The 24,252-nt window shown below is 45.7% G+C and carries 25 protein-coding genes and 1 pseudogene; 15 read left to right on the top strand and 11 right to left on the bottom strand.

From position 1 onward, the window contains the following. Nucleotides 1-19 precede the first annotated feature (19 nt). Nucleotides 20-889, bottom strand: coding sequence for a 4-(cytidine 5'-diphospho)-2-C-methyl-D-erythritol kinase (gene ispE, locus D1Z90_RS00305; protein ID WP_119908768.1), 870 nt, complete (start codon nucleotides 887-889; stop codon nucleotides 20-22). A 74-nt stretch (nucleotides 890-963) separates the two neighbouring features. After that, entirely contained in the window at nucleotides 964-1,560 is a 597-nt protein-coding gene (gene lolB / locus D1Z90_RS00300; protein WP_147378716.1) for a lipoprotein insertase outer membrane protein LolB, read from the bottom strand. 129 nt (nucleotides 1,561-1,689) lie between these two features. Between lolB and hemA the strand changes: the two genes are divergently transcribed. The 9 genes from hemA (at nucleotide 1,690) to rlmM (ending at nucleotide 9,199) form a co-directional block, all read left to right on the top strand. Then, nucleotides 1,690-2,967 carry a glutamyl-tRNA reductase gene (gene hemA, locus D1Z90_RS00295; protein WP_119908766.1) on the top strand — a complete coding sequence of 426 codons (1,278 nt, stop codon included), beginning with the start codon at nucleotides 1,690-1,692 and terminating at the stop codon, nucleotides 2,965-2,967. Nucleotides 2,968-2,994: 27 nt separating this feature from the next. Then, nucleotides 2,995-4,086, top strand: coding sequence for a peptide chain release factor 1 (gene prfA / locus D1Z90_RS00290; RefSeq protein ID WP_119908765.1), 1,092 nt, complete (start codon nucleotides 2,995-2,997; stop codon nucleotides 4,084-4,086). Next, nucleotides 4,076-4,915, top strand: a complete 840-nt coding sequence (gene prmC, locus D1Z90_RS00285; RefSeq protein ID WP_119908764.1) for a peptide chain release factor N(5)-glutamine methyltransferase — start codon at nucleotides 4,076-4,078, stop codon at nucleotides 4,913-4,915. The genes prfA and prmC overlap by 11 nt, the downstream gene beginning before the upstream one ends. A 5-nt stretch (nucleotides 4,916-4,920) precedes the next feature. Next, nucleotides 4,921-5,304 carry a SirB2 family protein gene (locus D1Z90_RS00280; RefSeq protein ID WP_158587018.1) on the top strand — a complete coding sequence of 128 codons (384 nt, stop codon included), beginning with the start codon at nucleotides 4,921-4,923 and terminating at the stop codon, nucleotides 5,302-5,304. 6 nt (nucleotides 5,305-5,310) lie between these two features. Continuing rightward, nucleotides 5,311-6,126, top strand: a complete 816-nt coding sequence (locus tag D1Z90_RS00275; protein WP_119908762.1) for a SirB1 family protein — start codon at nucleotides 5,311-5,313, stop codon at nucleotides 6,124-6,126. A gap of 17 nt (nucleotides 6,127-6,143) precedes the next feature. Then, the gene (kdsA, locus tag D1Z90_RS00270) at nucleotides 6,144-6,986 is read left to right on the top strand and encodes a 3-deoxy-8-phosphooctulonate synthase (protein WP_119908761.1); all 843 of its coding nucleotides are present in this window, start codon (nucleotides 6,144-6,146) and stop codon (nucleotides 6,984-6,986) included. Between the two features lie 80 nt (nucleotides 6,987-7,066). Further along, a complete protein-coding gene (locus tag D1Z90_RS00265) occupies nucleotides 7,067-7,681 on the top strand; it encodes an alpha/beta fold hydrolase (RefSeq protein ID WP_119908760.1) in 615 nt (204 codons plus the stop codon). Continuing rightward, a complete protein-coding gene (locus D1Z90_RS00260; RefSeq protein ID WP_119908759.1) occupies nucleotides 7,671-8,066 on the top strand; it encodes a DUF423 domain-containing protein in 396 nt (131 codons plus the stop codon). Before D1Z90_RS00265 ends, D1Z90_RS00260 begins: the two co-directional genes overlap by 11 nt. Further along, nucleotides 8,063-9,199 carry a 23S rRNA (cytidine(2498)-2'-O)-methyltransferase RlmM gene (gene rlmM, locus D1Z90_RS00255; RefSeq protein WP_119908758.1) on the top strand — a complete coding sequence of 379 codons (1,137 nt, stop codon included), beginning with the start codon at nucleotides 8,063-8,065 and terminating at the stop codon, nucleotides 9,197-9,199. The genes D1Z90_RS00260 and rlmM overlap by 4 nt, the downstream gene beginning before the upstream one ends. Nucleotides 9,200-9,293: 94 nt before the next feature. Here the strand turns inward: rlmM and D1Z90_RS00250 are convergent, their stop codons facing one another. After that, the gene (locus tag D1Z90_RS00250; protein ID WP_119908757.1) at nucleotides 9,294-9,470 is read right to left on the bottom strand and encodes an NINE protein; all 177 of its coding nucleotides are present in this window, start codon (nucleotides 9,468-9,470) and stop codon (nucleotides 9,294-9,296) included. 21 nt (nucleotides 9,471-9,491) lie between these two features. Further along, a pseudogene (locus tag D1Z90_RS22210) lies at nucleotides 9,492-9,545 on the bottom strand (hypothetical protein); the annotation flags it as partial. Nucleotides 9,546-9,987: 442 nt separating this feature from the next. On the opposite strand from D1Z90_RS22210, the gene D1Z90_RS00245 reads away from it, so the two are divergent. The 3 genes from D1Z90_RS00245 to D1Z90_RS00235 all read left to right on the top strand — a co-directional run bounded on the left by D1Z90_RS00245 (nucleotide 9,988) and on the right by D1Z90_RS00235 (nucleotide 12,192). Beyond that, on the top strand, nucleotides 9,988-10,347 hold the full coding sequence (locus tag D1Z90_RS00245; protein ID WP_119908756.1) for a YgiW/YdeI family stress tolerance OB fold protein: 360 nt from the start codon (nucleotides 9,988-9,990) through the stop codon (nucleotides 10,345-10,347). A 73-nt stretch (nucleotides 10,348-10,420) separates the two neighbouring features. Further along, nucleotides 10,421-11,320, top strand: a complete 900-nt coding sequence (locus D1Z90_RS00240; protein WP_119908755.1) for a LysR family transcriptional regulator — start codon at nucleotides 10,421-10,423, stop codon at nucleotides 11,318-11,320. Between the two features lie 152 nt (nucleotides 11,321-11,472). Further along, nucleotides 11,473-12,192: an SDR family oxidoreductase gene (locus D1Z90_RS00235; RefSeq protein WP_119908754.1), complete on the top strand. Its 720-nt coding sequence runs from the start codon at nucleotides 11,473-11,475 to the stop codon at nucleotides 12,190-12,192. A gap of 202 nt (nucleotides 12,193-12,394) precedes the next feature. Here D1Z90_RS00235 and D1Z90_RS21240 read toward each other — a convergent pair whose 3' ends face one another. After that, a complete protein-coding gene (locus D1Z90_RS21240; RefSeq protein ID WP_158587017.1) occupies nucleotides 12,395-12,532 on the bottom strand; it encodes a hypothetical protein in 138 nt (45 codons plus the stop codon). 242 nt (nucleotides 12,533-12,774) lie between these two features. Between D1Z90_RS21240 and D1Z90_RS21455 the strand changes: the two genes are divergently transcribed. Both D1Z90_RS21455 and D1Z90_RS00225 read left to right on the top strand, forming a co-directional pair. Next, nucleotides 12,775-14,124 carry an SNIPE associated domain-containing protein gene (locus tag D1Z90_RS21455; protein ID WP_198419009.1) on the top strand — a complete coding sequence of 450 codons (1,350 nt, stop codon included), beginning with the start codon at nucleotides 12,775-12,777 and terminating at the stop codon, nucleotides 14,122-14,124. Between the two features lie 12 nt (nucleotides 14,125-14,136). Beyond that, nucleotides 14,137-15,372 carry a GIY-YIG nuclease family protein gene (locus tag D1Z90_RS00225; protein WP_119908753.1) on the top strand — a complete coding sequence of 412 codons (1,236 nt, stop codon included), beginning with the start codon at nucleotides 14,137-14,139 and terminating at the stop codon, nucleotides 15,370-15,372. A gap of 390 nt (nucleotides 15,373-15,762) precedes the next feature. Here D1Z90_RS00225 and xni read toward each other — a convergent pair whose 3' ends face one another. The 5 genes from xni to queF all read right to left on the bottom strand — a co-directional run bounded on the left by xni (nucleotide 15,763) and on the right by queF (nucleotide 22,788). After that, nucleotides 15,763-16,545 (bottom strand): flap endonuclease Xni, encoded by a 783-nt coding sequence (gene xni, locus D1Z90_RS00220; protein ID WP_119908752.1) that lies wholly within the window; start codon nucleotides 16,543-16,545, stop codon nucleotides 15,763-15,765. Then, nucleotides 16,546-17,907: a nucleotide 5'-monophosphate nucleosidase PpnN gene (gene ppnN, locus D1Z90_RS00215; protein WP_119908751.1), complete on the bottom strand. Its 1,362-nt coding sequence runs from the start codon at nucleotides 17,905-17,907 to the stop codon at nucleotides 16,546-16,548. It abuts the gene before it with no gap. 80 nt (nucleotides 17,908-17,987) lie between these two features. Then, entirely contained in the window at nucleotides 17,988-19,478 is a 1,491-nt protein-coding gene (locus D1Z90_RS00210; RefSeq protein WP_119908750.1) for a GGDEF domain-containing protein, read from the bottom strand. Nucleotides 19,479-19,637: 159 nt separating this feature from the next. Next, nucleotides 19,638-21,860, bottom strand: a complete 2,223-nt coding sequence (locus D1Z90_RS00205) for a tetratricopeptide repeat protein (protein WP_119908749.1) — start codon at nucleotides 21,858-21,860, stop codon at nucleotides 19,638-19,640. A gap of 82 nt (nucleotides 21,861-21,942) precedes the next feature. Continuing rightward, nucleotides 21,943-22,788: an NADPH-dependent 7-cyano-7-deazaguanine reductase QueF gene (queF, locus tag D1Z90_RS00200; protein WP_119908748.1), complete on the bottom strand. Its 846-nt coding sequence runs from the start codon at nucleotides 22,786-22,788 to the stop codon at nucleotides 21,943-21,945. A 64-nt stretch (nucleotides 22,789-22,852) separates the two neighbouring features. Here queF and syd point away from each other — a divergent pair, with 64 nt between their 5' ends. Next, the gene (gene syd / locus D1Z90_RS00195; protein ID WP_158587016.1) at nucleotides 22,853-23,416 is read left to right on the top strand and encodes a SecY-interacting protein; all 564 of its coding nucleotides are present in this window, start codon (nucleotides 22,853-22,855) and stop codon (nucleotides 23,414-23,416) included. A gap of 62 nt (nucleotides 23,417-23,478) precedes the next feature. Here the strand turns inward: syd and D1Z90_RS00190 are convergent, their stop codons facing one another. Next, the gene (locus tag D1Z90_RS00190) at nucleotides 23,479-24,252 is read right to left on the bottom strand and encodes a Zn-ribbon-containing protein (protein ID WP_119908746.1); all 774 of its coding nucleotides are present in this window, start codon (nucleotides 24,250-24,252) and stop codon (nucleotides 23,479-23,481) included.

Raw genomic sequence — 24,252 nt, 5'->3', positions numbered from 1 at the left:
AGCCGATTTAATAAACGTATTAAATCTTATCGTCGATATTTTTTAAGTAATCAAGCCGCTGTCTTAAAGCTGATTGATTACGACCCTGCGTGACAAATCCGTTCAGCCACGTAGGACAACTGTCTATAATATTCTGGGCTTGGCCTTGGCTGGCACATGTGGCAAACACGCAGGCACCGGTTCCCGTCAATCTCGACGGCGCGTATTCTATCAAGGCGTCAATTGCCTTGGCAACCTCAGGATATTGTTTTTTAACTAATGATTCACAATCATTATGCCAAGGGGTGTTCAATAAGGTGGCGATCTCTCTTTTTTTTGTATTGCGGGTCAATAACTTGTGCTTAAAAACGTCCACTGTAGAAACGTGTACCTCGGGTTTGACTATCACGTACCAAGATTCAGTCACGTTCACCGGGTGCAAAATTTCACCGACGCCTTCTGCTACCGCAGCACGACCAGAAATAAAAATGGGTACGTCGGCACCTAACTTGACGCCGATGGCGGCCAATTGCTCATCACTAAAGCCTAAACACCAATGGTAATTAAGCGCGTGTAAACAGGTCGCTGCATCGGAAGACCCGCCACCTAATCCGCCGCCCATGGGCAGCTTTTTATCTAGCTTGATGTGCGCCCCTAATTGACATCCGCTGGCATCTTGCAGCGCTTGCGCCGCTTTGAATATGAGGTTGTCTTGCAGCGCGACGCCTTCAATGGCAGGCGTCAGAGTAATGTCACCGCTGTTATTAGCTGTGACTTCAAGGGAGTCGGCCAAATCCACAAATTGGAACAAGGTTTGCAATTCGTGATAGCCGTCTTCACGTTGACCGTTGATGTATAAAAACAAGTTAAGCTTGGCAGGGGCTGGCCAAGCCAGAGTGTCATGGATCATATCGGATTACATTCGCTAGGTGATGTGTGGTTAGCTTAGGAGGCTAATATTGGCCTCCAGGCGCGACATTATTGTTATTGCACCAAGTGCCACTCGTAAACGAGTACTTTGAGTTTGATGTCTTGACTGGTCATAGTGATGGCCTTAGGAAGCATGTATTGCTGCACTTGCATATAGTCCGTGATACTGATGTCCCAGGTGCCTTGTGGCAGTATACTGGTGAACTGGCTGACGTAGCCATCTTGGTTTAATTCATACTGCGAGTTTTTGGGAATGCCTTTGATCCACTGGCGCATTTGCTTCATCGGTAAGCGCCAACTCGTAATGTCGTAAATCAGCTGCTGCGCGTTATCAGCTTGGTACTTTTTGCCTTCATTATCGACCAAGGTTGCTGCTTGCTCTGTTTGCTTTACTTCCAGTACAGTTTTGATGAAGCGGGTAAAGGTTAAATCGAAGTTGGCGTCATTTTGTTGCCAGTTCATATCCAATGGCACGGGCTTTTCACCTGCCTGCATAATGGCTATTTTACCTTTTAAATGCCATTGATTAAGCTGCAATAATTGATCGCGTTGCTCTGCGGGAGTGAGATCAACCGAAGTCATCTGCTTGGTTGTGCTACAGCCGGTTAAAAGTACCGTTATACATATAAAAAACAGACTGATTCTTTTCAATTTTCATCCCCTTAGCGATTTCTTTGCCAGTATAGCGAGGCAATCAGAGCAAAACCAGCCAGCTATCCCTTTTATTCGAGGTGACTTTTACGTAAAATTGCCGGCTTGCGCGCAAACTAAGTAAAATGAATGACACTGCTAGCCTTAGGCATCAACCATAAAACAGCTTCGGTAGACCTCAGAGAAAAAGTGGCTTTTTCTCCTGAGCAAGTCCGTGCGGCCAATAAACAGGCGGTCGAGCTAGGCATAGCAAGTGAAATTGCGGTGGTATCAACGTGCAACCGCACCGAGATTTACGCGGCTATGAACGATGACAATACCGCCAAGGTGAGCCAGTGGCTGGCAGACTTTCACCAACTCGACTTGGCGCTATTAAGCCCTTACTTGTATCAACACCTCGACGAAGCTGCGGTGGTGCACTTAAATCGGGTTGCAGCCGGCCTTGATTCTTTGGTGCTGGGCGAGCCTCAGATTCTGGGGCAAGTGAAACAAGCTTACAATGAAGGGCGTGAAGCGGGTAGCTTGTTTCGGGTCTTAGATAAATGGTTCCAGCACAGCTTCACCGTGGCCAAACAGGTTCGCTCTGAGACTGAAATAGGTGCCAATGCAGTGTCTGTGGCTTACGCCGCAGTGAGCTTGTCAAAGCAGATTTTTGCTGATTTAGCCGAAACCAATGTGTTACTCATTGGCGCGGGTGAAACCATTGAGTTGACCGCTAAGCATTTAGCGGAGCAACAAGTGAGTAATATTTTTGTGGCCAACCGCACGGTTGAGCGGGCGCAAAATTTGGCGGCGCAGTTTGCAGATAAAGTGAACGTGCAAGCCATGGCATTAAGTGAGATCCCGCAATACTTACCGCAAGCAGACATCGTCATTACGTCAACAGCGTCGCAGTTGCCTATATTGGGCAAAGGAGCGGTAGAAACGGCGTTAAAGCAACGCAAACACCAACCTATGCTGCTAGTGGATATTGCGGTGCCACGAGACATTGAAACCCAAGTGGGTGAATTAAATGATGCCTACCTTTATACGGTAGATGATTTACAAGGCATCATAGAGCAAAACTTAGAAGCAAGACAAAAGGCCGCGGTAGATGCAGAAGGCATAATAGGCCGTCGCAGTGGTGAGTTTATGGCGTGGCTGAGCTCATTGAGCTCTGTCGATAATATTCGTCAGTACCGCCAGCGCAGTGAGCAAACTCGAGATGAGTGTGTGTCTGCTGCGTTAGCCAAATTACAAGCGGGCGCAGAGCCTGAAAGCGTCATCAAAGAGCTAGGGTTTAAGTTAACTAATAAGTTAATTCACCATCCTACCATCGCTCTTACTGAATCTGCTCGTCGTGGGCAGCAAGAACAAACAGCCGCTATTTGTTTTGCCTTAGGGTTAGAACAAAGCGAAATTAAATAACGTGCAGGGTGTATCACCCGGAGTCATATGAAAGCGTCAATAGTAAGTAAACTGGAAGCCTTGATCGAGCGCTATGAAGAAGTGCAAGCCTTGATGAGTCAGCCAGAAGTGATTTCAGATCAAGATCAGTTCAGAAACTTAAACAAAGAATATTCGCAGCTTGAAACCGTTGTTAACTGTTTCCAATCTTTTCGCCAAGCCGAATCGGATTTAGAAACCGCTGAACTCATGTTGGATGACGATGATCCTGAAATGCGTGAAATGGCGCAAGAAGAAGTCAAAGAAGCCAAAGAAGCAGTGCAAACGTTAACCGATGAATTGCAAATTTTGTTGCTGCCAAAAGATCCTAACGACGACAGCGATTGTTACATTGAAATTCGTGCCGGCGCGGGCGGTGATGAGGCGGCCATTTTTGCTGGCGATTTATTCCGTATGTACAGCAAATTTGCTGAAAAGCGCGGCTGGCGTATCAGCATCATCAACGTGAATGAAAGTGACCAAGGCGGTTACAAAGAAATGATTGCTAAAATGGAAGGTGATTCCGTTTACGGCGTGATGAAGTTTGAGTCGGGCGGTCATCGTGTTCAACGTGTTCCAGAAACAGAGTCTCAAGGACGCATTCATACTTCTGCTTGTACCGTAGCGGTATTGCCAGAAGTACCTGAGTCAGAAGCCATAGACATTAACCCGGCAGACCTAAAAGTGGATACTTTTCGCGCCTCTGGTGCCGGTGGTCAGCACGTTAACAAAACCGATTCTGCAATTCGTATCACTCACTTGCCAACTGGCATAGTGGTTGAGTGTCAAGATCAGCGCTCACAGCATAAAAACCGTGCCCGCGCGATGAATGTACTGCAATCGCGTTTGCAAGCCGCAGAAGATGAAAAACGCCAAGCGGAAGAGCAAACCATGCGTCGCAGCTTAGTCGCCAGCGGCGATCGCTCTGAGCGCATTCGTACTTATAACTACCCGCAAGGGCGTGTGTCAGACCATCGTATCAACTTAACCCTGTATCGCTTAAACGAAGTGATGGAAGGGGACTTGGACGCTTTGGTTGAACCTATCTTGCAAGAATACCAGGCTGACCAATTGGCTGCATTGGCAGAAAATGAAGCCTAACCCTGCGCTCAGTGATGCCCTCTGTTGGGGGCAACAGGCGCTTACGCAATCCGACTCGGCAGCTTTAGACTGCCGAGTTTTGCTTTGTTACGTATTGCAAAAGCCTGATAGCTACCTCTATACCTGGCCGGATAAAGCCTTGAATGAACAGCAATGGCAAGCATTTCAGCAGTTAATTTCCAGGCGCCAACGAGGCGTGCCTGTGGCTCACTTAACCGGTGAGCGTGAGTTCTGGTCATTGCCATTAAACGTCAATGATAGCACCTTGATCCCACGACCAGACACGGAAGTGTTAGTCGAACAAGCGCTGCAACTGGCTCAAGCTGAAAGCTGCATTCTTGACTTAGGCACAGGCACAGGGGCCATTGCGCTTGCGCTTGCCAGTGAGCTTCCTAGCGCATGTATCGTTGGCCTAGACAAGCAGGCCGATGCCGTTGCGCTGGCGAAGTTGAATCAGCAAAAGTGCGGTTTTCACCATGTGGAGTTTTTACAAAGCGATTGGTTTAGTGCACTAGGGGAGCGCCGGTTCGATGTGATCGTTTCTAATCCCCCTTATATTGATGAGCAAGACCCTCACTTACAACAAGGTGACGTCAGGTTTGAGCCTTTATCGGCACTTGTCGCGCCAGAGCAAGGGTTGGCAGATATTCGACATATCAGTGAACAAGCCAGAGCATTTTTTAATGGTTCTGGCTACTTATTATTTGAACACGGTTATCAGCAAGGTCAAGCGGTGCAAGATTTGCTTGTAGCATTAGGCTATCAAGACTGTCGCACGGTAAAAGACTACGCCGGGAATGACCGAGTCACTATTGCAAAATGGATTTAACAACTATGTATATGGCACTCAAACACAGCCACTTTTTATTTATCGCCTTGACCATTATCTTGTTCACGGCACGTTTTGCGTTTAACTTAATGGGCCACAAGTTGGCCAGTAACAAAGCCATTACTGGCATGTATATGGCCAGCTTAACCTTGCTGGTGATTACAGGCGTTGGCTTGATGCACACCACAGGTTTTATGCCATTTACCGCAGGCGGTGAATGGTTAACCGAGAAACTTGCTGCGTTTATTGCTTTGCTGGTATTACAGTTTATGGCGATCAAAGGCGCGCAAGGAAAAGGGTTAAAAATCTTTGCATATATTGGTGCTCTAGGCTGGGTCGCGTACATTTTACACGTTGCTTTCAGTCATCAGGCACTGATACTGAGGTAGTAAAGCATGTATATCAATGCAGACATGACCGCAGTGCCGCTGTTGGACATGGTACAAAAAATTGAAAATGAGTTGTCAGATCCCGGTGAAGCAGACTTTTCCGCGCCACTGGCTGAGCTATTGCAAGACTTAAGCGCAGACCTGCAGCAATTTGAAAGGGCGTCTGGTGCTTTGTCTGACGCGCAAAAGCTGGAAATTTTACTGCTGAAGTTTTATCAAGAGTGGCAGTTTAAAGGCGATTGGCAGACATTTTACGAATACCGCAATACCGAAATCAAGCAAGTGCTGAGTCAGCGCCAGGGTATACCAATGACATTAGGTATTGTGTTACGCCATTGCTGCCACCATATCGGCCTTGAAGCGAACGGCATTTGTTTTCCTGGCAATTTTCTTGTCAGTTTAGTCATTGACGGTCAAATGCAGTACCTTGATCCATTTAATGGTGAGTTTCTGTCATGGCAAGATATGGAAGTTAAATTGCGCGGTACTCAAGGCAATTTGGCTCGCTTAGAGACTGACAACTTAACGCCTGATGATGACACCACTATTGCCCGTCGCCTATTACAGGTAAAAAAAGCGGCACTGTTGCGAGAGCATCAATACGCCGGCGCGTTATTGTGTGCTGACATTATCTTGAGGTTGGTGCCCGGTGACCCATTTGAAGTAAGAGACCGCGGCTTTATTTATCATGAGCTAGACTGCATTAGTGTGGCGATTAACGACTTTAAATACTTTATTGAAAAGTGCCCTGATGACCCTTCTAGCCATTTAATTAAAGTCAAACTTGAACAAATGGATGATGCTCAGACCACCATGCACTAGTCCAATTAGGAATAACCATGACCCAAAAAATTATCAACATCGGCGACATTCAAGTCGGTAACGAACTGCCATTTGTTTTGTTTGGCGGCATGAACGTATTAGAGTCTCGTGATTTAGCCATGACCATGGCAGAGCAGTACGTCAAAGTGACCGAAAAGCTCGGTATTCCTTACGTGTTTAAAGCGTCATTTGATAAAGCCAATCGTTCGTCGATTAACAGTTTCCGTGGGCCAGGCTTAGATGAAGGCTTGAAAATCTTTGAAGAAATAAAGTCTACGTTTAACGTGCCTATCATCACAGATGTACACGAACCTTACCAAGCGGCGCCTACTGCAGAAGTGGTTGACGTGATCCAACTGCCAGCGTTTTTAAGCCGCCAAACGGATTTGGTCATGGCCATGGCAAAAACCCAAGCGGTCATTAACATCAAAAAAGCGCAATTTCTAGCACCAGAAGAAATGCGCCATATTCTGACCAAATTTGAAGAAGCCGGTAACGACAAATTAATTTTGTGTGAGCGTGGCTCTTGCTTTGGCTATAACAACCTCGTGGTTGATATGTTGGGCTTTAGCATTATGAAACAGACCGAGTACCCGGTGATTTTTGACGTGACTCATGCGTTGCAAAAGCCTGGCGGTCGCGCCGACAGTGCCGATGGTCGCCGCAGTCAAACCGTTGACTTAGCTTTGGCTGGCATGGCCCAAGGTATTGGCGGATTATTCTTAGAATCTCACCCCGATCCAGACAACGCTAAGTGCGATGGCCCTTGTGCGCTGCCACTGGACAAGTTAGAGCCATTCTTAGAGCAAATTAAACAACTCGATGAGCTGCGTAAAAGCTTCGGTAACATTGAAATTTAAACGCCGCTAGGCGTCGCAAACTCAGACTTAAGGCCAAGGAAACTTGGCCTTAATCATTTTATTTCTATGATGAGAGCAGTATGTCTAATGTAATCATTGACGGCCCACAAGACGCTGAAAAAGTGTTTATTTTTGCCCATGGCGCTGGGGCCGGCTCGGATCACGAATTTATGCAAACGGTGGCTGAGCAAGTGGCCGCCGCCGGTATCAAGGTGGTGCGGTTTGACTTTCCTTATATGGTGCGAATGAAACAAGAAGCACGCCGTTTACCCCCTAATCGTATGCCGCAATTATTAGCCGCCTTCACAGAGGTGATTGAGCAGTACGGCCAAGACCAATGCTTTATTGGTGGTAAGTCTATGGGTGGGCGCATGGCCAGTCATTTAACGGAGCATGCTGCAGTGCAAGGCGTAGTGATGCTAGGCTTTCCATTTCATCCTGTCGGCAAACCTGAGCGTTTAAAGGGCGAACACTTAGCTTCGTTAAGCAAACCCGCCTTATTGATTCAAGGTGAACGCGATACCATGGGCACACAAACGCAAGTGGCCAGCTACGATTTATCCGCCACCATTGAGCAACGCTTTTTGGTTGACGGAGACCACAGTTTTAAGCCTCGTAAAGCATCGGGCTTTACGCAAAGTGAGCACATTGCAACTGCGGCGCAATGGCTGGTGGATTTTATTCATGCGCATTAGCCAAACACTGCTGGCTCTGGCAGGGCTACTGGGCGCGTTTGCGGTGGCTTTTTCTGCCTATGCCAGTCATAGCTTAATGTCTTCATTGCCCACTGCACTGCAGCAACATATTCAATTGGCGGTAAACTATCACTTGGTGCATGCCTTGTTGATGGTCATTGCCTCTATCACCGCATTATTACACCTTGACCTGTGGGCACAGCGGTTTGCAAACTTGGCCGCCACTTGTTGTGCTGCGGGCATATTGATGTTCTCTGGCTCATTTTATATCTGGGCATTAAGCGGAGAAAAACTGCTGGCGAAGTTGACCCCTGTAGGGGGCACGAGCTTTATACTGGCTTGGTTATTTATTGCCTTAATGGCATTGAGAGGATTAAAACGATGAAGGGCTTATTGTTGTATTGCCGCCCTGGCTTTGAAAACGATTGCGCGGCAGAAATTCAAGAACAAGCGGCCGATTGTGGCTGTTACGGTTTTGCTAAAACCGAACGCCAATCTGGGTACGTGTATTTTGAGTGCTACGATCCGAGCCAAGTTGCGGCATTATTAAAGCAGTTAAATTTCTTTCGTTTGGTATTTGCCCGTCAGTTAATTGCAGTATCTGAATTGCTGACCGACTTGGACGTGAACGATCGCATTACACCAGTATTAAATGCGGTTGCGCAATATCCGTTGTGTGGCGATATCTGGGTTGAAGCGCCAGAAGGCGATGAAACCAAGCCGCTGCTGACGTTTTGCCGTAAATTTACCGTGCCACTTCGCGCCGCGCTGCGCAAAGGTAACCGTTTAACAAGCAAAGAAAGCGATCGCAAGCCAAGAATGCACGTGTGCTTTTTAAGTAATCAAAGCGCATTTGTTGGTTATTCATTAACTAACAACAGCTCGCCGTTTTATATGGGCATCGCTCGCCTGAAATTTCCACCCAAAGCCCCCAGCCGCTCTACGTTGAAGTTAGATGAAGCGATACAGTTGTTTATCCCCAAAGATGAGCAAGAACAGCGTTTACACCCTGGCATGAAGGGGGTGGATCTTGGTGCTTGTCCTGGTGGCTGGACCTATCAACTGGTGCGCCGAGGTCTGTTTGTTTCTTGCGTCGACAATGGCGCCATTGACCAGTCTTTGATGGATACAGGGCAGGTCAAGCATTACACCGACGACGGTTTTAAGTTTCAACCTTTACTGCGAAACGTAACTTGGCTGACCGCGAAAGATGAATATGGGGAAAAAGTGCAATATCCTGAGCATACCCATGTTAACTGGTTGGTATGTGACATGATAGAAAAGCCGCACCGCGTAGCTAAGTTGATGGCAGATTGGCTGGAGCATGCATATTGTCGTGAAGCTATCTTTAACCTCAAGTTGCCCATGAAGCGTCGTTATTACGCGGTAAAAGAATGCTTGGATTTATTAATCAGCCAGTTAGGAGAACAAGCGTTTGAGTTTCAGGCGAAGCATTTATATCACGACCGAGAAGAAATCACGGTGCACGTGCGTTGGAAACCGTTTAAGCGCAAATAAGTTTGCCAGCCATGGCGTTAAGCAATGTTCACCTATAAAAAACGCTGAGTAAAATACTCAGCGTTTTTTTGTTCTGGTGCTTACGTTATCTTGCTTATGAGTTGCTAACGCAGTTACCTTTACCGTCTTGTAGCTTGCCACAAAGTAGCAGGATAAAGTCAATCAAGGTCCATAATCCCAAGCCAATGCGGCCGGTGTAGAAACGGTGGGCACCCAGCCAACTCAAGAAGAAACAAAGCAGCAACGCCACTACCCAGTTGGCATCTGCCACACTAGACTGCTTTTGCTGTGCGCCGCATTGAGGGCAGAGGGCGGCTGTTTCATAAACCTCTGCGCCGCAACCCCGGCAAAAAACTCATTGAGACATGTCTTTTATTGCACCCAAAATGCAAAGTAAATCACAGGTTTGTTGGTAGTGAACCACAACTCTTTTCTTGCGTTGTCATGTAAGAGGGCACAGCTTAATACTGGCTTAACTTACAATGGGTTTATTTTAGAAAGAACACATTGTATGAGCGCTGGTTGTCTGTATTTCAGGCTCGGAAGTTTTATCTAATAGGGGGAGTGGCGAAGACGGCTTATTCTAGCTTTTTCGTACCTTTAAAACGTTAAAAATGAGTTGCTTAGGGCGCTTATTTCATCCTATTTAGCACGCGTCACTTACGCTTTGGGGTGACCGAGCTTAGCCTTGAAGTGAATGTTAGCGAAATGCCAGCCACGCGATGCTTTTAGACAAACGCCATTCTAGGGACTATCGTCAAGTAAACGAAGCAGCGGCGAGGTGAGATATGAAACAAACGGCGATAGCAGTAATATTGAGTGGCGCAGCATTATTAACTTCTGCTTCTTGGGCGGCTTTTGATGGCCCCAGCAAAGTTTATCCTCTTATCTCGGTGACTGAAGTTGAAGCGCAAACAGACGATGCAATTGTCAAACTGCAAGGCTATTTGATTAAAGAGCTTAAACCTGAACATTATCTGTTCAAAGATGACAGCGGTGAGATACAAGTAGAGATAGACGCACCGGTATTTAACCAACAAACCGTGACACCGTCTGACAAGGTGGAAATCCTAGCTGAAGTGGATAAAGATTGGAATCACGTCAGCCTTGAAGTTGAAAAGTTAACCTTGTTAGATGGCAAGCCATAATTGCTCTGCCCTTGAGTTCAAGCCAAGCTAGCGGCATGATGCTTAGCACCAATGCGGTTGAACAGAGAGTGCCATGCTTGAAAGCGTCAGTTTAGATAATATTCGGTTATTTGTATTAATTGCTCAGCAAGGTAATTTTACTAAGGTCGCAGAGCGCTTAGGCATTTCTCGTTCCCATGTTTCACGTCAGGTAAGCGCGCTGGAATCCCAGCTTGGCATGACGCTGTTTGTGCGAACGACTCGTACTCTAGCGCTGACACCTGCGGGCGAAAACTTATTCCAAGACTGTCAGCAAGCTTTATTGGCGATAGATCGCGCTTTGCTGACTGCGGTAGACGATAATCAACAAGTTCGAGGGCGCTTGCGAGTTAACTGTGTCGGTGGCTATCTGGGTGAGGAATTGATCGCCCAGCACATTAGCCAATTTATGCTGCAACACCCAGATATTAAAGTTGAATTAGCATTCAGTAGTCACAGAATAGACCTGATTGCCGATGAATTTGACGTTGCCTTTCGCATGGGCGCGTTGGAAGATGCTGGCTTTATCGGTAAAAAGTTGGCCAGTATTGAGATGGTCACATTGGCCAGTCCTGCTTATTTATCTCGCTTTGGCCCAGTGAGTGAACCAAAAGTGTTAAGCCATCACCGCTGTTTAACCGGCTCGGTTACGCGCTGGCATTTTGTCAGTCGTCAAGCACCGCAAAAAGCCATTGATGTAGTGGTGCCCAATACACTGAGTTGCAAAAATGGCAAGGTATTGGTAGCCGCAGCCCTTGCTGGCAATGGTATCATCCGAGTACCAGCACTTTATTGTCAACAAGAAATAGAGGAGGGGCTTTTGGTGCCGGTGTTCACAGAATGGCAAGTGCCTAGCGTCGACTTTTCAATGATTTATCATAAAGATAAATTTCAGTCACAGCGATTACGCAGCTTTATCGGCTTCATCAAACAACACTTTGTTGCCTCAATTTGAGTGCTCCTTGACTCTATTGTTGCTGTCTGACAACAGTGTTTTTATTTTCACCCTATATATCAACAAATCCACTTTGGTCTATTATCTAAGCGTTACTTATTGAAGGTGCGGGGCAATGAACCGGATCCTCGTACTAAGCCATTGGAGATAATATGAAAAAGTTGATTGTGGTTACAGGTGCTAGTTCAGGTATTGGTGAAGCCATTGCGCGCCGTTTAAGCGCTGCAGGTCATCCGTTATTGTTGTTGGCGCGTCGCATTGAAAAGTTACAAGGGCTAAACCTGCCTGAAACCTTATGTGAAAAGGTAGACGTTACCGACCGTGAAAGCTTTGAAGCCGCCATTGCCAAAGCTGAGCAAGCCTATGGCCCGGCAGATTGTATTGTTAACAATGCGGGTGTTATGTTGCTTAACCCACTAGACAGCCAAGACTCACAAGAGTGGAAAACCATGTTTGACGTGAACGTCATCGCCTTAATGCATGGCATGCAAGCGGTGTTGGCGCCAATGAAAGCTCGTAAAAGCGGCACTATTATTAACATTAGCTCAGTGGCTGGGCGTAAAACCTTCCCAAGCCATGCCGCGTATTGTGGCACTAAGTTTGCGGTACACGCCATTTCTGAAAATGTGCGTGAAGAAGTCGCTGACGCAAACGTACGTGTGACAACCATCGCGCCAGGGGCGGTGGAGACAGAGCTGCTTTCTCATACCACTTCTGATGAAATTAAAGCCGGTTATGAGCAGTGGAAAGAGCAAATGGAAGGCGTCTTAGCGGCTGACGATATTGCACGCGCAGTGGAATACGCTTACCAACAGCCCCAAGGCGTGTGTGTGCGCGAAATTGTGATAGCGGCTACTCGTCAGCAGCCTTAATGCAATTGCCCGATTAAACAGGATGATAAAAAGCGATAACAATAGCAGTTTGTTATCGCTTTTTTTTGGATAGATTTCGGAAAAAAACTAAGGTGAATCCTCTCTCCTTAAGCATTTATTAGCCAGGGTTTTGTTTAAGATGAACAAAGCCATTATGCAATGGCTTAAAACAAGCGTTACTGTGTTAAACCTGCTGCCTTAATTAGATACTCCTCAAGGAGTAAGAGTTATAAAGGCTTATCTGACTGTTGCCTTTGTACTGAGTTATGCGGCCTTCGGCGCACACTTTTTTGTCGACTAAGCTGTCTAAGTTGCCGTGTTTTTCTTTTATTTCTGCCACATCATCTTCCCACACAACCAGGGTTAACGATTGCTTTGGGTAAAGCTCTAATGTGTAAATTTTCTTACCGAAACCGAGAAATACATCAGAGAATTGATGAGTCCTTCCAATACATTATGCCGTGAATTGATTGATTTCAACGTTATTCATCAGCCAGCCGTATACTATTAGTGATTTAACTTTACTCGTGCTTATTTCGCAGTGGCCGCTTGCGCGGTGCTATAAAGATAATTGGAGACTCCATGTTAGATGACGCAAATTCGTATCAGCCTATTTGGATAGCTCTGTCAGTTTTGACAGCAATTATCCTTTTTAAAGTGTACTCGACTTCCAAGAAAAGCAAAGCCTTAGCTAGTAATGTGGAGCGTAAAGAGAATGCTCTAAAAGAGAAAGCCGTAGAAGAAATAGTGCAGGAATTAGTACATTCGATTCAAAAAGTTACTCAAAAGTTATCTGATGGAAGGCCGGTATTTTCCCAGTTACAAGATGAGTTGTCTCAGAACATTGAACAGCTGAAATACATTGATGTTGGCCTTTTGCCACCAACGTTTAAGTTTGATGATAGCCAAGCGCTAAAGGATAAGATTGATTCGTGTCTCGAAGACCAATTTCAGATAATTAAATCAGGTGGTGCTACGAGTGCTTACTCAGATTGGAGTTGGTTCGGTAGCCGAAGAGATGGCGCTCGAATGGTGTATGCTTATCAGAGCCTGCTACTGAAAGCGTTCAATGCCGAGTTCGATATGATCAGAAAGCAGATGCGCCATTCCACACATGAAACAGCAAAGAAGAAGCTGATTCGTCTAGAAGAACAGTTAGGAAAATTAGGTGAGACAGCCAATGTCACAATATCTTCCACCTACCTCAATCTGAAGCTCCATGAGTTAACAGTTTGGCATGGAGAGTTAAAACATAAAGAAGACTTGAAGCAGGAAAAGAAGAAGCAGCAGGCCTTGTTACGTGAACAAGCTAAGAGATCTGGTGGTGACATAGAGGATCTAGAGGACGATATTTACTACCGTAAATCTGATTTAATTAAGGCCAAAGAGCTTGCTCAGAAGCTACATGGTGCCAAAGCAGTAGACATGCAAGATAAAATTAACCGCATGCAGGGTGAGATTGAAAAACTTGAGAGCAAGTTCGAGCGAGCTACTTCTCAGGCACAACTTACTAGAGCCGGATACATTTACGTAATCTCTAATATTGGTAGTTTCGGTGAAGGAGTAGTGAAGATTGGTATGACTCGACGTCTAGAGCCAATGGATCGAGTTAATGAGCTTGGTGATGCCAGTGTTCCATTTAAGTTCGATGTCCATACGTTGACCTTTGTTGAGGACGCTCCAACTATTGAGAAAACACTGCACCGTAAGTTCAATGATAGACGTGTAAACACAGATAACCATCGGAAAGAGTTTTTTAAGGTTACGCCGAAAGAAGTCGCTGATGCCATGGAGAAATTGGGCATAGAGTGTGATTGGTATTTTGATATTGAAGCTAAAGAATACCGTGAGAGCCTTTTGATTAGAGAGTCTATCAAGCATCAGGCCTCTAAATCTAAAGCCCTGTCTAATCAGCTACCAGCATCAATTTAAGGAGCTCAAATCATGTATATCACTATTGGTTTATCGGTGATGCTAGTGTTTTCCTTGCTCTTGCTGTTAAACACCCGATCAAAATTGAAGAGTTTTGAATCTCGTGATGCTGAAATCCAGAAAATTTACGCGCCAGCATCAAAAATCGAGTTAACGTTATCTGAACTAGCAGAGCAATATGCATCGTTGCAATCTAGCTATCAAGCCAAGTTGATAGAGTTGCGTGGCAGTGAGCAGCGTCTTGCTCAATATTATCTGGGTGTTGGTACTAGTGACCTTGTTACTTATGTGAATGTTTCTAATAGTAAGAATTTGGATGAGATAGATAGCCAACTTAAGGCAGTAAAGAATACTTTGAAGTATCATGTAAGCGAGAAGAAGGCTTGCACCTGCCATATGGGTAGTGATGTTGTTGTTAATGGTAAGAAATCAGAGGCTAAGAAACTATTTAATCGCGAGATTAAGCTTAGGTTACGTTGCCTAGATAATGAATTTAAGGCCGCGTCTGCTTTGGTTGATTGGAATAACGTGAACCGGTTAATCGATCGGACTAAGAAGGCATTCAATGAGATCAACGATTCAGGAAGCATCGTAAAAACTTACCTTAGCGAAGGTTATCTGCAACTAAAAATTCAAGAATTACGTTTGGGTTATGAGTTGAACCAGTTAAAACAGGAAATTAAGGAAGATGAGCGCGAAGAAGCACGGATGCAACGGGAATCTGAGCGTGAAGAAAAGCGGATTAAGGCTGCAGCAGAGAAAGCCCAAAGAGACCGTGAGGTGATGGAGCGATTGGTGGCTGAAGAGCTGCGTAAGTTAGAGTCGTGTACCGAAGACCAAAAAGCGTTATATGCGCTGCATAAGCAAGAGCTAGAAACACTACGAGAGAAAGAGAAGCGGGCAGTATCTTTAGCTCAGCTGACAAGGGCAGGCTATGTGTACGTAATTTCTAATCCAGTTTCATTTGGCGAGGGCGTGGTTAAGATTGGGATGACAAGGCGTGCAGATCCAAATGATCGGGTTAAAGAATTAGGTGATGCGTCTGTACCAGAGCTGTTTGATGTTCATGCGTTTGCGTTTACTGATGATGCCCCAAGACTAGAAAAATATCTTCACCGTAAATTTTCAGAGCAGCGAGTGAACCTAGTCAATAACAGGAAAGAGTTCTTCTTTGTTGAGCCAGATGAAGTTTTATCAGAGCTATCAAAATTTGATGGTATGTATGAGCTAAGCGAGAGCGCAGCTTAAAATCCACCACTAATCTACGTATTTTCGATACATTTTCCTAATACAGGTGACTGTGGCAGATATCGATAGTGATGGCGGAAATATCGGTTGTGATGATAACAGCTCATCATCTGGCGCTGGTCTCTCGGTTGGACTAATAGCCCTCTCGCTATGTTGTTTGTAGCTAAGCGAAGGTGGCAATGTTAACCAGATATCTATCGTATAAGAGGCTGCCACTCAGGCGGCCTTATTTATGAGCGTTAATTCGATTTTAGCATTAATGGATTATAAATAAGTATTTACTCTAATTGCTTTCAAAGCAAAAACTCTTCCAGCCTAATCACGCCAACTCGTTACACCCGCAAGTGAACTTTATTGGCATGGCCACACATGAGTGCTTTTCACTGGTAATTAAGGTGACTGCGGCGAATAGCGTAACTCTTTTAAACTAAAGCCTAAGGGAATATCATGCTTGAGTGTTAACAGCTGTTTGGCCAGCTTTACATTGCTGATATCGGCTTGGGCCTTTCGAACCAGCTTATCTTCACTGTCTGCTTTTTCAATGTCTTCAATCGTTTGCAACTCGTGCAACAATTTCGCGGCGCTTTTAGGGCCGATGCCTGCCGCGCCTTTGATATTGCTGCCGCTGATCCCCACCAAAGCCCAGTAATCAAGTAACTGCGAGGTTTGAATGCCTAATTTTTGACAATGTTGCTGACTGTTAAACCAGGTTTGTGCAAAGTGGTCGTATTGCACTATGTAGGTTTGATGCAGCTGAAAAAAGCCCTTATCGGTAGAGACAATGCACACTTGCTTGTGTTTACTGGCTACTTTACTCGCTAAGGTGGCAATCAAGTCGTCCGCTTCGTCACTTTCACTGACTAAGGATTCAATGCCTTGGGCGAGCAGGGCGTCTTGAATTGGCTCTAAGTATTCCACCAAAGCAGAGGGCGCAGGCTTGCGGCCTTGTTTGTACTCTGGATAAATATCGTGACGCCAGCTAGGCTGCTGGCCGTCAAATACGGCTATTACATGGCTTGATGGCACCTGTTTTAGCAGCTTTAAACAAGCATTGACGCTGGCGTGTAAGGTGGCGATTAAACTCGATTTTTCAGTTGGGTGTTGGTTCTCTGACACCGCGTGAATGCGACGAATGAGGTTCATCGCATCCACTATCAGTAAGGTATTGGGCATTTAACTTTTGACTATTTCGTAACAAGGTGAATATTTTGTACCGGGCAGCTTCATTCTATGCTGTTTGACAAAATCTTGTAACAGTTTATCCATCATTTTCATTAATTTAGGGTCGCCATTGATTTGGAACGGCCCATGTTGCTCAATTGCTTCTAGGCCTTCTTCTTTGACGTTACCGGCCACAATACCTGAAAATGCTCGGCGTAATTGAGCGGCGAGCACTTGCGGCTCTTGGTCTAAATTAAGGTTTAATGCGGCCATATTTTCGTGATTAGGCACAAATGGCACTTGAAAGTCATGCTCAATCTTGAGTGACCAGTTAAAGGTATACGCGTCGCCAATGGCGTGACGGTAATCTTTTACTTTCGGCATGGCTTGTTTTAGCAATTGCGCGGCGCTGGCAGCATCATCGATGATGATTTGGTAATGGCGCTGGGCTTCAAAACCTAAGGTTGCACCAATAAACTCATCAATGGTGCGGAAGTATTCTTCGCTTTCTTTTGGTCCGGTCAGAATAATCGGCAGCGGTTGGCGCTTGTTCTCTGGATGCATCATGATGCCCAAGATATATAAAAGTTCTTCAGCCGTGCCCACGCCACCTGGGAAGATAATGATGCCATGTGCCATGCGCACAAAGGCCTCTAAGCGCTTTTCAATGTCGGGTAAAATAACCAGTTCATTAACGATAGGGTTAGGTGGCTCCGCAGCAATGATGCTTGGCTCGGTCAGACCCACGTATCGACCGCCTTTAACCCTTTGTTTAGCATGGCCAACGGTGGCACCCTTCATCGGGCCTTCCATTGCACCTGGGCCACAGCCGGTACATATGTTGAGTTCCCTTAAGCCTAATTCGTTGCCTATTTCGCGGGTGTATTTATATTCACCTTCGTTGATCGAGTGACCTCCCCAACAAACGATTAAGCTGGGATCTACGCCCGGCCTTAATACCCGAGAGTTACGTAAGATTGAGAATACTTTGTTGGTGGTGTACGTCGTAAGCTCGGCTTCTTCAGTGGGGATCTGCTGCGGCAATTGGCTGTTTAAATAGACTAGGTCGCGCAACACAGAGAATAGGTGCTCTTGAATACCGCGAATGATTTCACCATCCACAAAAGCGTGCTCAGGCGCATTAAACAGTTCGAGCTTTACGCCTCGTTCTCGGCGAATGACGCTGATTTCAAAATTGGCATATTTTTCAAGGATTTCTTTACTGCTATCCGTTTTACTGCCGGAATTGAGCACAGCCAGAGAGCAGTTACGATACATTTGGTAAAGTTCGCTGCTGGCGGTTTTTTTAAGACGGTCGACTTCAAGTTGAGACAGCAAATCCATGCTGCCCACAGGATTAATGTGGGTAATCATAAGGCCCCCTTAGGATAAATAAAGGGGCAAAATTGCCCCTTTAACATTATGATTAGTATAGCTTTATATCAGCTTTATTCCTAAAGACTGATCACAACCTGGTCGCGACCTTGGTGTTTAGCGTCGTACAGGGCTTGATCGGCACGTTCAAATGCGTCTAATGGCTGGTCACCTTCTTTGAATAAGGTGGTGCCGATTGAAATGGTGATGGAAACTTTATTATCTTTAAATTTGAATGGGATAGCCTTGATGGTATCAATCAGCTTTTGGAACGGTATAGCGATATCTTCTGAATCCAGGTTCGGCATTAAAATGACAAACTCTTCACCGCCAAAGCGGGCGATAAAATCGGTATCCCGTAAAGATTTTTGCAGCGCGCGCGCGATGACTTTTAACGCCTTGTCGCCTGCCATATGTCCGTAGCTGTCATTGATTCGCTTAAAGAAGTCGATGTCAACAATGGCCAGACATAAGGGGTTGTGATAACGCTGCCAGCGTTTAAATTCCAGCTCTAAGCGCTCGTCTAATGCGGCCCGGTTATAAACGTGGGTTAAGCTGTCTAAAAACAGTTTATGCTTTTGCGAGCTTAAACGTTTTTTATACTCTGATGTTTCTTCTTTCATCAGCTTGAGCTTGGCTTCCATTTGGCTCAGGCGGCTTTGCAGCTCTTTTTCTTTACTCTCAAAATCTTCACGAGTTTCTAATAGCTTGTTAATTTCTTTCAGCTGACCTTGGATAGACAGTTTTAGGTGCAATAAGTCATGAGTACTGTCAATTTGCAGCCCCATAGTTTTGATGTGCGATTTGAGCTCGTCATTCAGGTTTTGTTGGTCACTGTGCAAACCACGGGTTTCACTCATTGATGAGTTAAATGAATAGTGGAATGAGCTTAAGCTTTCGTTTAAAGAGTACAAAAATGCTTGAGATGCTTTGCGCTCTTCCCGGGTGCCATCGATAATTAAGTTTATGATTTTTAGACAAATTGCCGGTAACGCTTGTGGCTCTACGCCGTTCAGCAGTTGGCTGCGTACACGGGAGAGAGCTTCGCCAAATTCACCGGCGAAATCTAACTCGGTAATAAGGCGTTGTAGTTCATCACAAGTGCGCTCATGCACTTTAGGGTCCATTTCCGCGGTTGGCTTTTCTTCGCCTTGATTTCGCTCACGCAAAAAGTCGGGATTGGTTTTCTCTTTGGTGTTTAAGGTTTCTTGATAAAACCCTATCACTTCCAGCAAGCGTTCTTGGTGGTCGTGTAAAGAGCTTGGCGCGGGCTCGGATAAAAACGAGCGAATGTCGTCGTGCATTGAATGCGATAGGCCTTGAACTTTCTGTAGTTTTTCCAAGGCGTTATTGGCTTTTTCTTCGTATTCCGCAATCGCGGGCTTAAGGCCGACAGTGTGCTCATCGAGGTAAGCTAAAATGGCGTGGAGCTCACTGGCTGCGCCATGGTAAGAGCCGCTGCTGACGATTTTTCGTGTCAGCTTATCGAGTTTTTCGTCCAACTCATGATCTTGCGCCTTAACAGTGTTGGCAAGTTGCGTGATGAGCTGGCAGACGAGTTTGTTTTCCATATGTGCTTTGCCGATATCCGTTTGATGACTAGTTGGTACTATTTACTGAGTCAAATTTTATAAAACCATTTTGCCCCAGTTGTAAATGTGACACAAGATCACATAATTCATCTTTATCTTTTATATATAAAATATCTTAATCAGCTTAGTCACTCGTAATTAATGGTGATGGCTGGCTTGCAGTAGCGGCCAAGACAACAGGGTTTTATCGCCATTACAGTTTACTTTTACTAAGCCTTTGGCAATCGCTTGTTGCCCCAGTTGCCAAATGTCGCCATTGAAGAAGGCAGCCTGAGGACAGTCTATCGCGTACAACTCTAGCCAAGTTTGTTCGTGCTGAACTTGCAATTGTTGTGCTCCTAATAATGCCAAGTATGCCAAGTCAACGCCACGTTTATGGTCAATGGCGCCAGGGGCTTTGGGCAAGAAAGGAAAACCAATCATACCCATGGCTATACGGGTATTAAGGTCGTGTTTGCTGGCAAATTCATCCACTTTTTGAGCCAGCTTGTCGGCAATTTTTGCCGGGTTGTGTTCCGGTTCGCGCGGGCAAATAAACAGCAGTTGGTTATCTTTTACTTGGTAAAAGGTTTCCCCGGTTTTTTGTCGCGTTTGTAAAAACATACCAAATTCTTTTTCAATTCGTTGCGCTTTTAAGACGCCAAATTGTTGATATATTTCATTCAAAAACGGCACTGTTAGCAAGCAGAAAATTTCGGCAGGGCGCTGGTTCGTATGAGTGAGAGACTGTTGAACTTGATCAGTAAACAGCGGCAGCAGAGTAGAGGGGTGCTGGTTTAGCTGCTGGTTTAATTGCCTGTTGCTGTTCTTTAAATGCTTAAGCTTGAGCCAATTGCTGGTGTAGCGATAAAACAGCACAAACAGTAAAGCCGCAATGACCACGGTAACGGTAAGGAAAATTTGCAGCTTGTCTGACAACTTTTGGTTGTCTTGCTCTAATACCGTTATTTGCTGAGTACGTTCAATTAACTGATACTGCTCATTAAATTTATTCTGTTCTAGGGTAAATTCAAGCTGTTTGATTTTTGTCTGTAGCGCGTGGAACTGTTTAAAGTTCTCTATCGCTTTACGATAATGACCGGTGAGCTCGTAGGCTGCTGCTAAAAGCTCATACGCGCGTTCACGTTGCTCTAATAGCGCCAGAGATTCACTGATAGCCAATACTTTTTCAAGCTGAATACGGGCGATGCCGGCTTCACCTTGCTCAATGTTCAGGCGACCGAGTAACAGTAACGTGTCGGCTAAGCGCTTAGTGTCATCGAGTTTTTTAAACTGAAAGCGGGCCGTGTTTAACGCGTCGCGGGCTTCGTCTACGCTGTGCATTTTCAAAAAGGTTTTACCCATTTCAAAGTAACACAAAGCAATACCAGGCACGTCTTTAAGGTTAGTTAGCAAGTCTTCGGCGTTACCAAAATACACCATTGAAAGGGAGTACTCTTGGTTTTTACGGTGCAAAATAGCCATGTAAATCAAGGCGTGAGCCAGTTCGCGCTCGTCTTCAAGCTCTTGGTAGGCTGACGCGGATAAGTTGGCATAATGCAGGGCTTTGTCTAATTTCCCTTGGATCCGGTAAATATCAGAAATTTCATGAGTAGCACGGGCGATTAACTCTTGGTCCTGAGTATTTTCCGCCATGCTTTTGGCGTCCACGTAGTGACTCAATGCTAATTGAGGTTGAGAAATACGGATGTAATAACGGCCCCAGTAAAAGTTCACCCAGGCAATGAGCGGTGCTTGACCCAGCTTATTAGCAATAGACTTGGCCGCTTCTAATTCTTGATTGGCTTGTTGGAATTTATCTTTTTGGGTGTAAAAGTCGGCCAGTGCAAGGTGAATGGCTAACTGCAGGTTAGCGGTTTCATCCCCTGACAAGCTTTCTGCCTGTAAAGAGGCTTGTTGCACTTGTCGCAGTGCCTCTATCGGTTTTTGTGCTTGGTCAAATAAGAGTTGCCCAAACAATAATTGTGAATGAGCCAATTCAAACAATTGCTTGTTTACTTGAGCTAACTCGATGGCAATTTCAATGTTGACTTGGGCTTGGTCCAAGTTTTTCAGCTTGCTGTAACAGATGGACTTTATCTGGAATGCGTGAATAATGGCTTGGGTATTGTCTGAGCTCAGTGAAAAGCTGTCTTTGTTGTTGAAAGCGTTGCGGCTTTGTTGCAGTTGGGTTTTATTTTCCGACAGAAACTCGTCAACAATCTCGATACATTGCAACGGCGCTTTGCGGTGCAACTGATAAGCAGCGCCAAGCTCACGGTTGAGATCCATGTTGATGATATCTTGGGCCTGTAAGCCAAGGCTGAACCAACCAAGGCAAATAAAAAGACACCAAGAGGGGATAAGACGAGAGAGCTTCAACGTAATCTATTTTCCAAAATTCAGCCACATAGGCTTAATCGCAAACTAACATGATAATGGCAACAGCATGACAAACAAATAACTACTGGCGCAAAAGTCTCGGGGTTGTTAGCTCGGTCTCAAAGTTACTGCGAAATGGGTTAATATCTAGGCCCCCCCTGCGGGTGTATTTCGCCAAAACCGTTAATCGCTCAGGTTGGCAATAACGCATTATATCCTGAAAAATACGCTCCACGCACTGCTCATGAAATTCATTATGCTGGCGGAAAGATATCAAGTACTGCAGCAATTTTTCTTGCTGTATCTTTCGTCCTTGGTATTTGATCAGCACGCTGCCCCAGTCTGGTTGGTTGGTGACTAAACAATTGGACTTGAGCAAATGACTGTACAAGGTTTCACTGACAAGCTCGTCTTGGGTGCTACCAACAAGCCAGTCAGGGTTAAATTCAAACCCTGCTACTTCGATGTCGAGATCATCGATTAAAGTGCCCGTGAAGCTGCCTAACACGTCATTGTTGGTGTCTAACTGGGTATGCAAAGCCACCTCTACCTGGCCTTCGGCGCATGCCGACAAGTCTTGGGTTAAAGCCTGCTGCACCGCTTCAGTGGATGCAAACTTATGCTGATTAAGGCTATTGAGATATAACTTAAACGACTTTGACTCGATCAGGTTGACGCTGTTTGCGTCCACTCTCACTTGCCCTGTTGCCACCACAGGCTTCCCTTTGCTGTTAAGCCAAGAAAGCTCGTATAACCCCCAGCTATCAAAGCCGTGAAAAGGCAACTGACCAGCCACTAAGCCTAAGTCATCGCGGTTGAGACTGCGCGGCACGGGTTGTAATAAGCTGGCGTCGTAGCCGTGTGAGTAATCACTTTGCTGGCCCAGCGTCAAACCGGCCAGGGCTTGGTGGCCTTGGTATTTAGACATCTATGTTTGTCTCGAATTAGTCGTTACAATGGCTCTATTCTAACTGATTATAAGGCATAAACCAGTGTCCGCATCTTCTGCTAGCGAAAGCTTGTCTGCATTTTACGCCCGTTGTGCAACCTCGTGGCAACAACAAAATCAATTGCCTATGGTTGCTTATGACAGCGATTGGCCATCTCCCTGCGAAAAAGGTGAGCCGGTAGAGGCCATGATACAGTGGCAGCCTCATGCGCTCAGTGAGCCTCATTCGCTAGACAATATTGCCCGTGCGCTAGAGATGGAGCTACACCCAGACCTCAGTGGCCTTTTTTGTTATTGGTACGCAGACGTGGTGAGCGCAGAGCTTAACCATGAGGGACGCAATATGACCATAGAGCTGGTGCAAGCGTGGAACGCGCAAGACTTTGAACGCTTGCAAGAGAATATTATCGCCCACGTGATGATGCAGCGCCGCATTGGCCAAGCTGAAACCGTGTTTATTGCCAGCTGTGAAGATGAGATGCAGATTATTTCTCTGGTTAATGACAGTGGTGAGATAGTGCTAGAGCAATTAGGTAAGGGCATCATCACAACTTTAGCAGGCGATCTGGCCAGTTTTTTATCCAAGCTTAAACCCGCACAACTCTAGCTTCCCGCCTGCCGAGCTCAGCCGTGGCGCTTGAGCTCGGTAAAAATATGCACCGCTTTGGCTTACTTTTTATGATCCCACGAGATATTCGACAATAAATTGCAGTTATCACATTTAAAATCGAAAATGTCTAAGTGGGCTTCGGGCAAGGCCCATTCACCGTCACAAAGGGGACAGCGCCTTTGCTGTTCAGCGCTAAGGCTTTCACCCCCTACGCGGTACAGGTAATAATAAGTGGGTACTTTCGTGACGTATTGAATGCGTTTACACAAATCATAACCACGGCGAAATACGTCAGAACTGGTTTCACCAATTTCTTTGAGCGCCGCGTGCTCTAAGATTGAACCGTTCATTTGTAATTGATCGCAGGCTTCCCAGTCTTCTTGCCATTTAATAATTTGCTTTTGGCTGCCGTTGGCCACGGCTGGAATGCGATACAAAGGCACTGGCGCAAGGTCATCACCGCAGCGTAGCGGAGAACAAGAGTGGACATAGGTGGTATACAGAATTTGCCAGTTCCGCTGGTCGCACGTGTCGCTGGCGTGAGAATTAAGATCTGGACCTATATATTTAACTTTGGGACTTAATACGCCAGCTTGATGCAGTAAATCAACGGCTCTGCGGCCTTGCGGGCTTAAAAATTGTTGATGTGTACTGTTTTTTTCTGGGGTCACAAGGCGCACCGTAAAACAGGCTTCTTTCACCGCTAAAGGAAACTCGCGGCCTAAAATCTGGCCGTTGTAGCGCAGTGCATCCAAGTATTGATTGATGGCTTGTTCTACTTGGGAGAAGGTGGTGTCTTGAAAACACTCAAAAGTTAACTCGTTGATATGCAT

It is taken from the genome of Motilimonas pumila, from assembly GCF_003596335.1.
Lineage (GTDB): Bacteria > Pseudomonadota > Gammaproteobacteria > Enterobacterales > CBDFNC01 > Motilimonas > Motilimonas pumila.
This window is presented reverse-complemented; position numbering and strand designations above follow the sequence as displayed.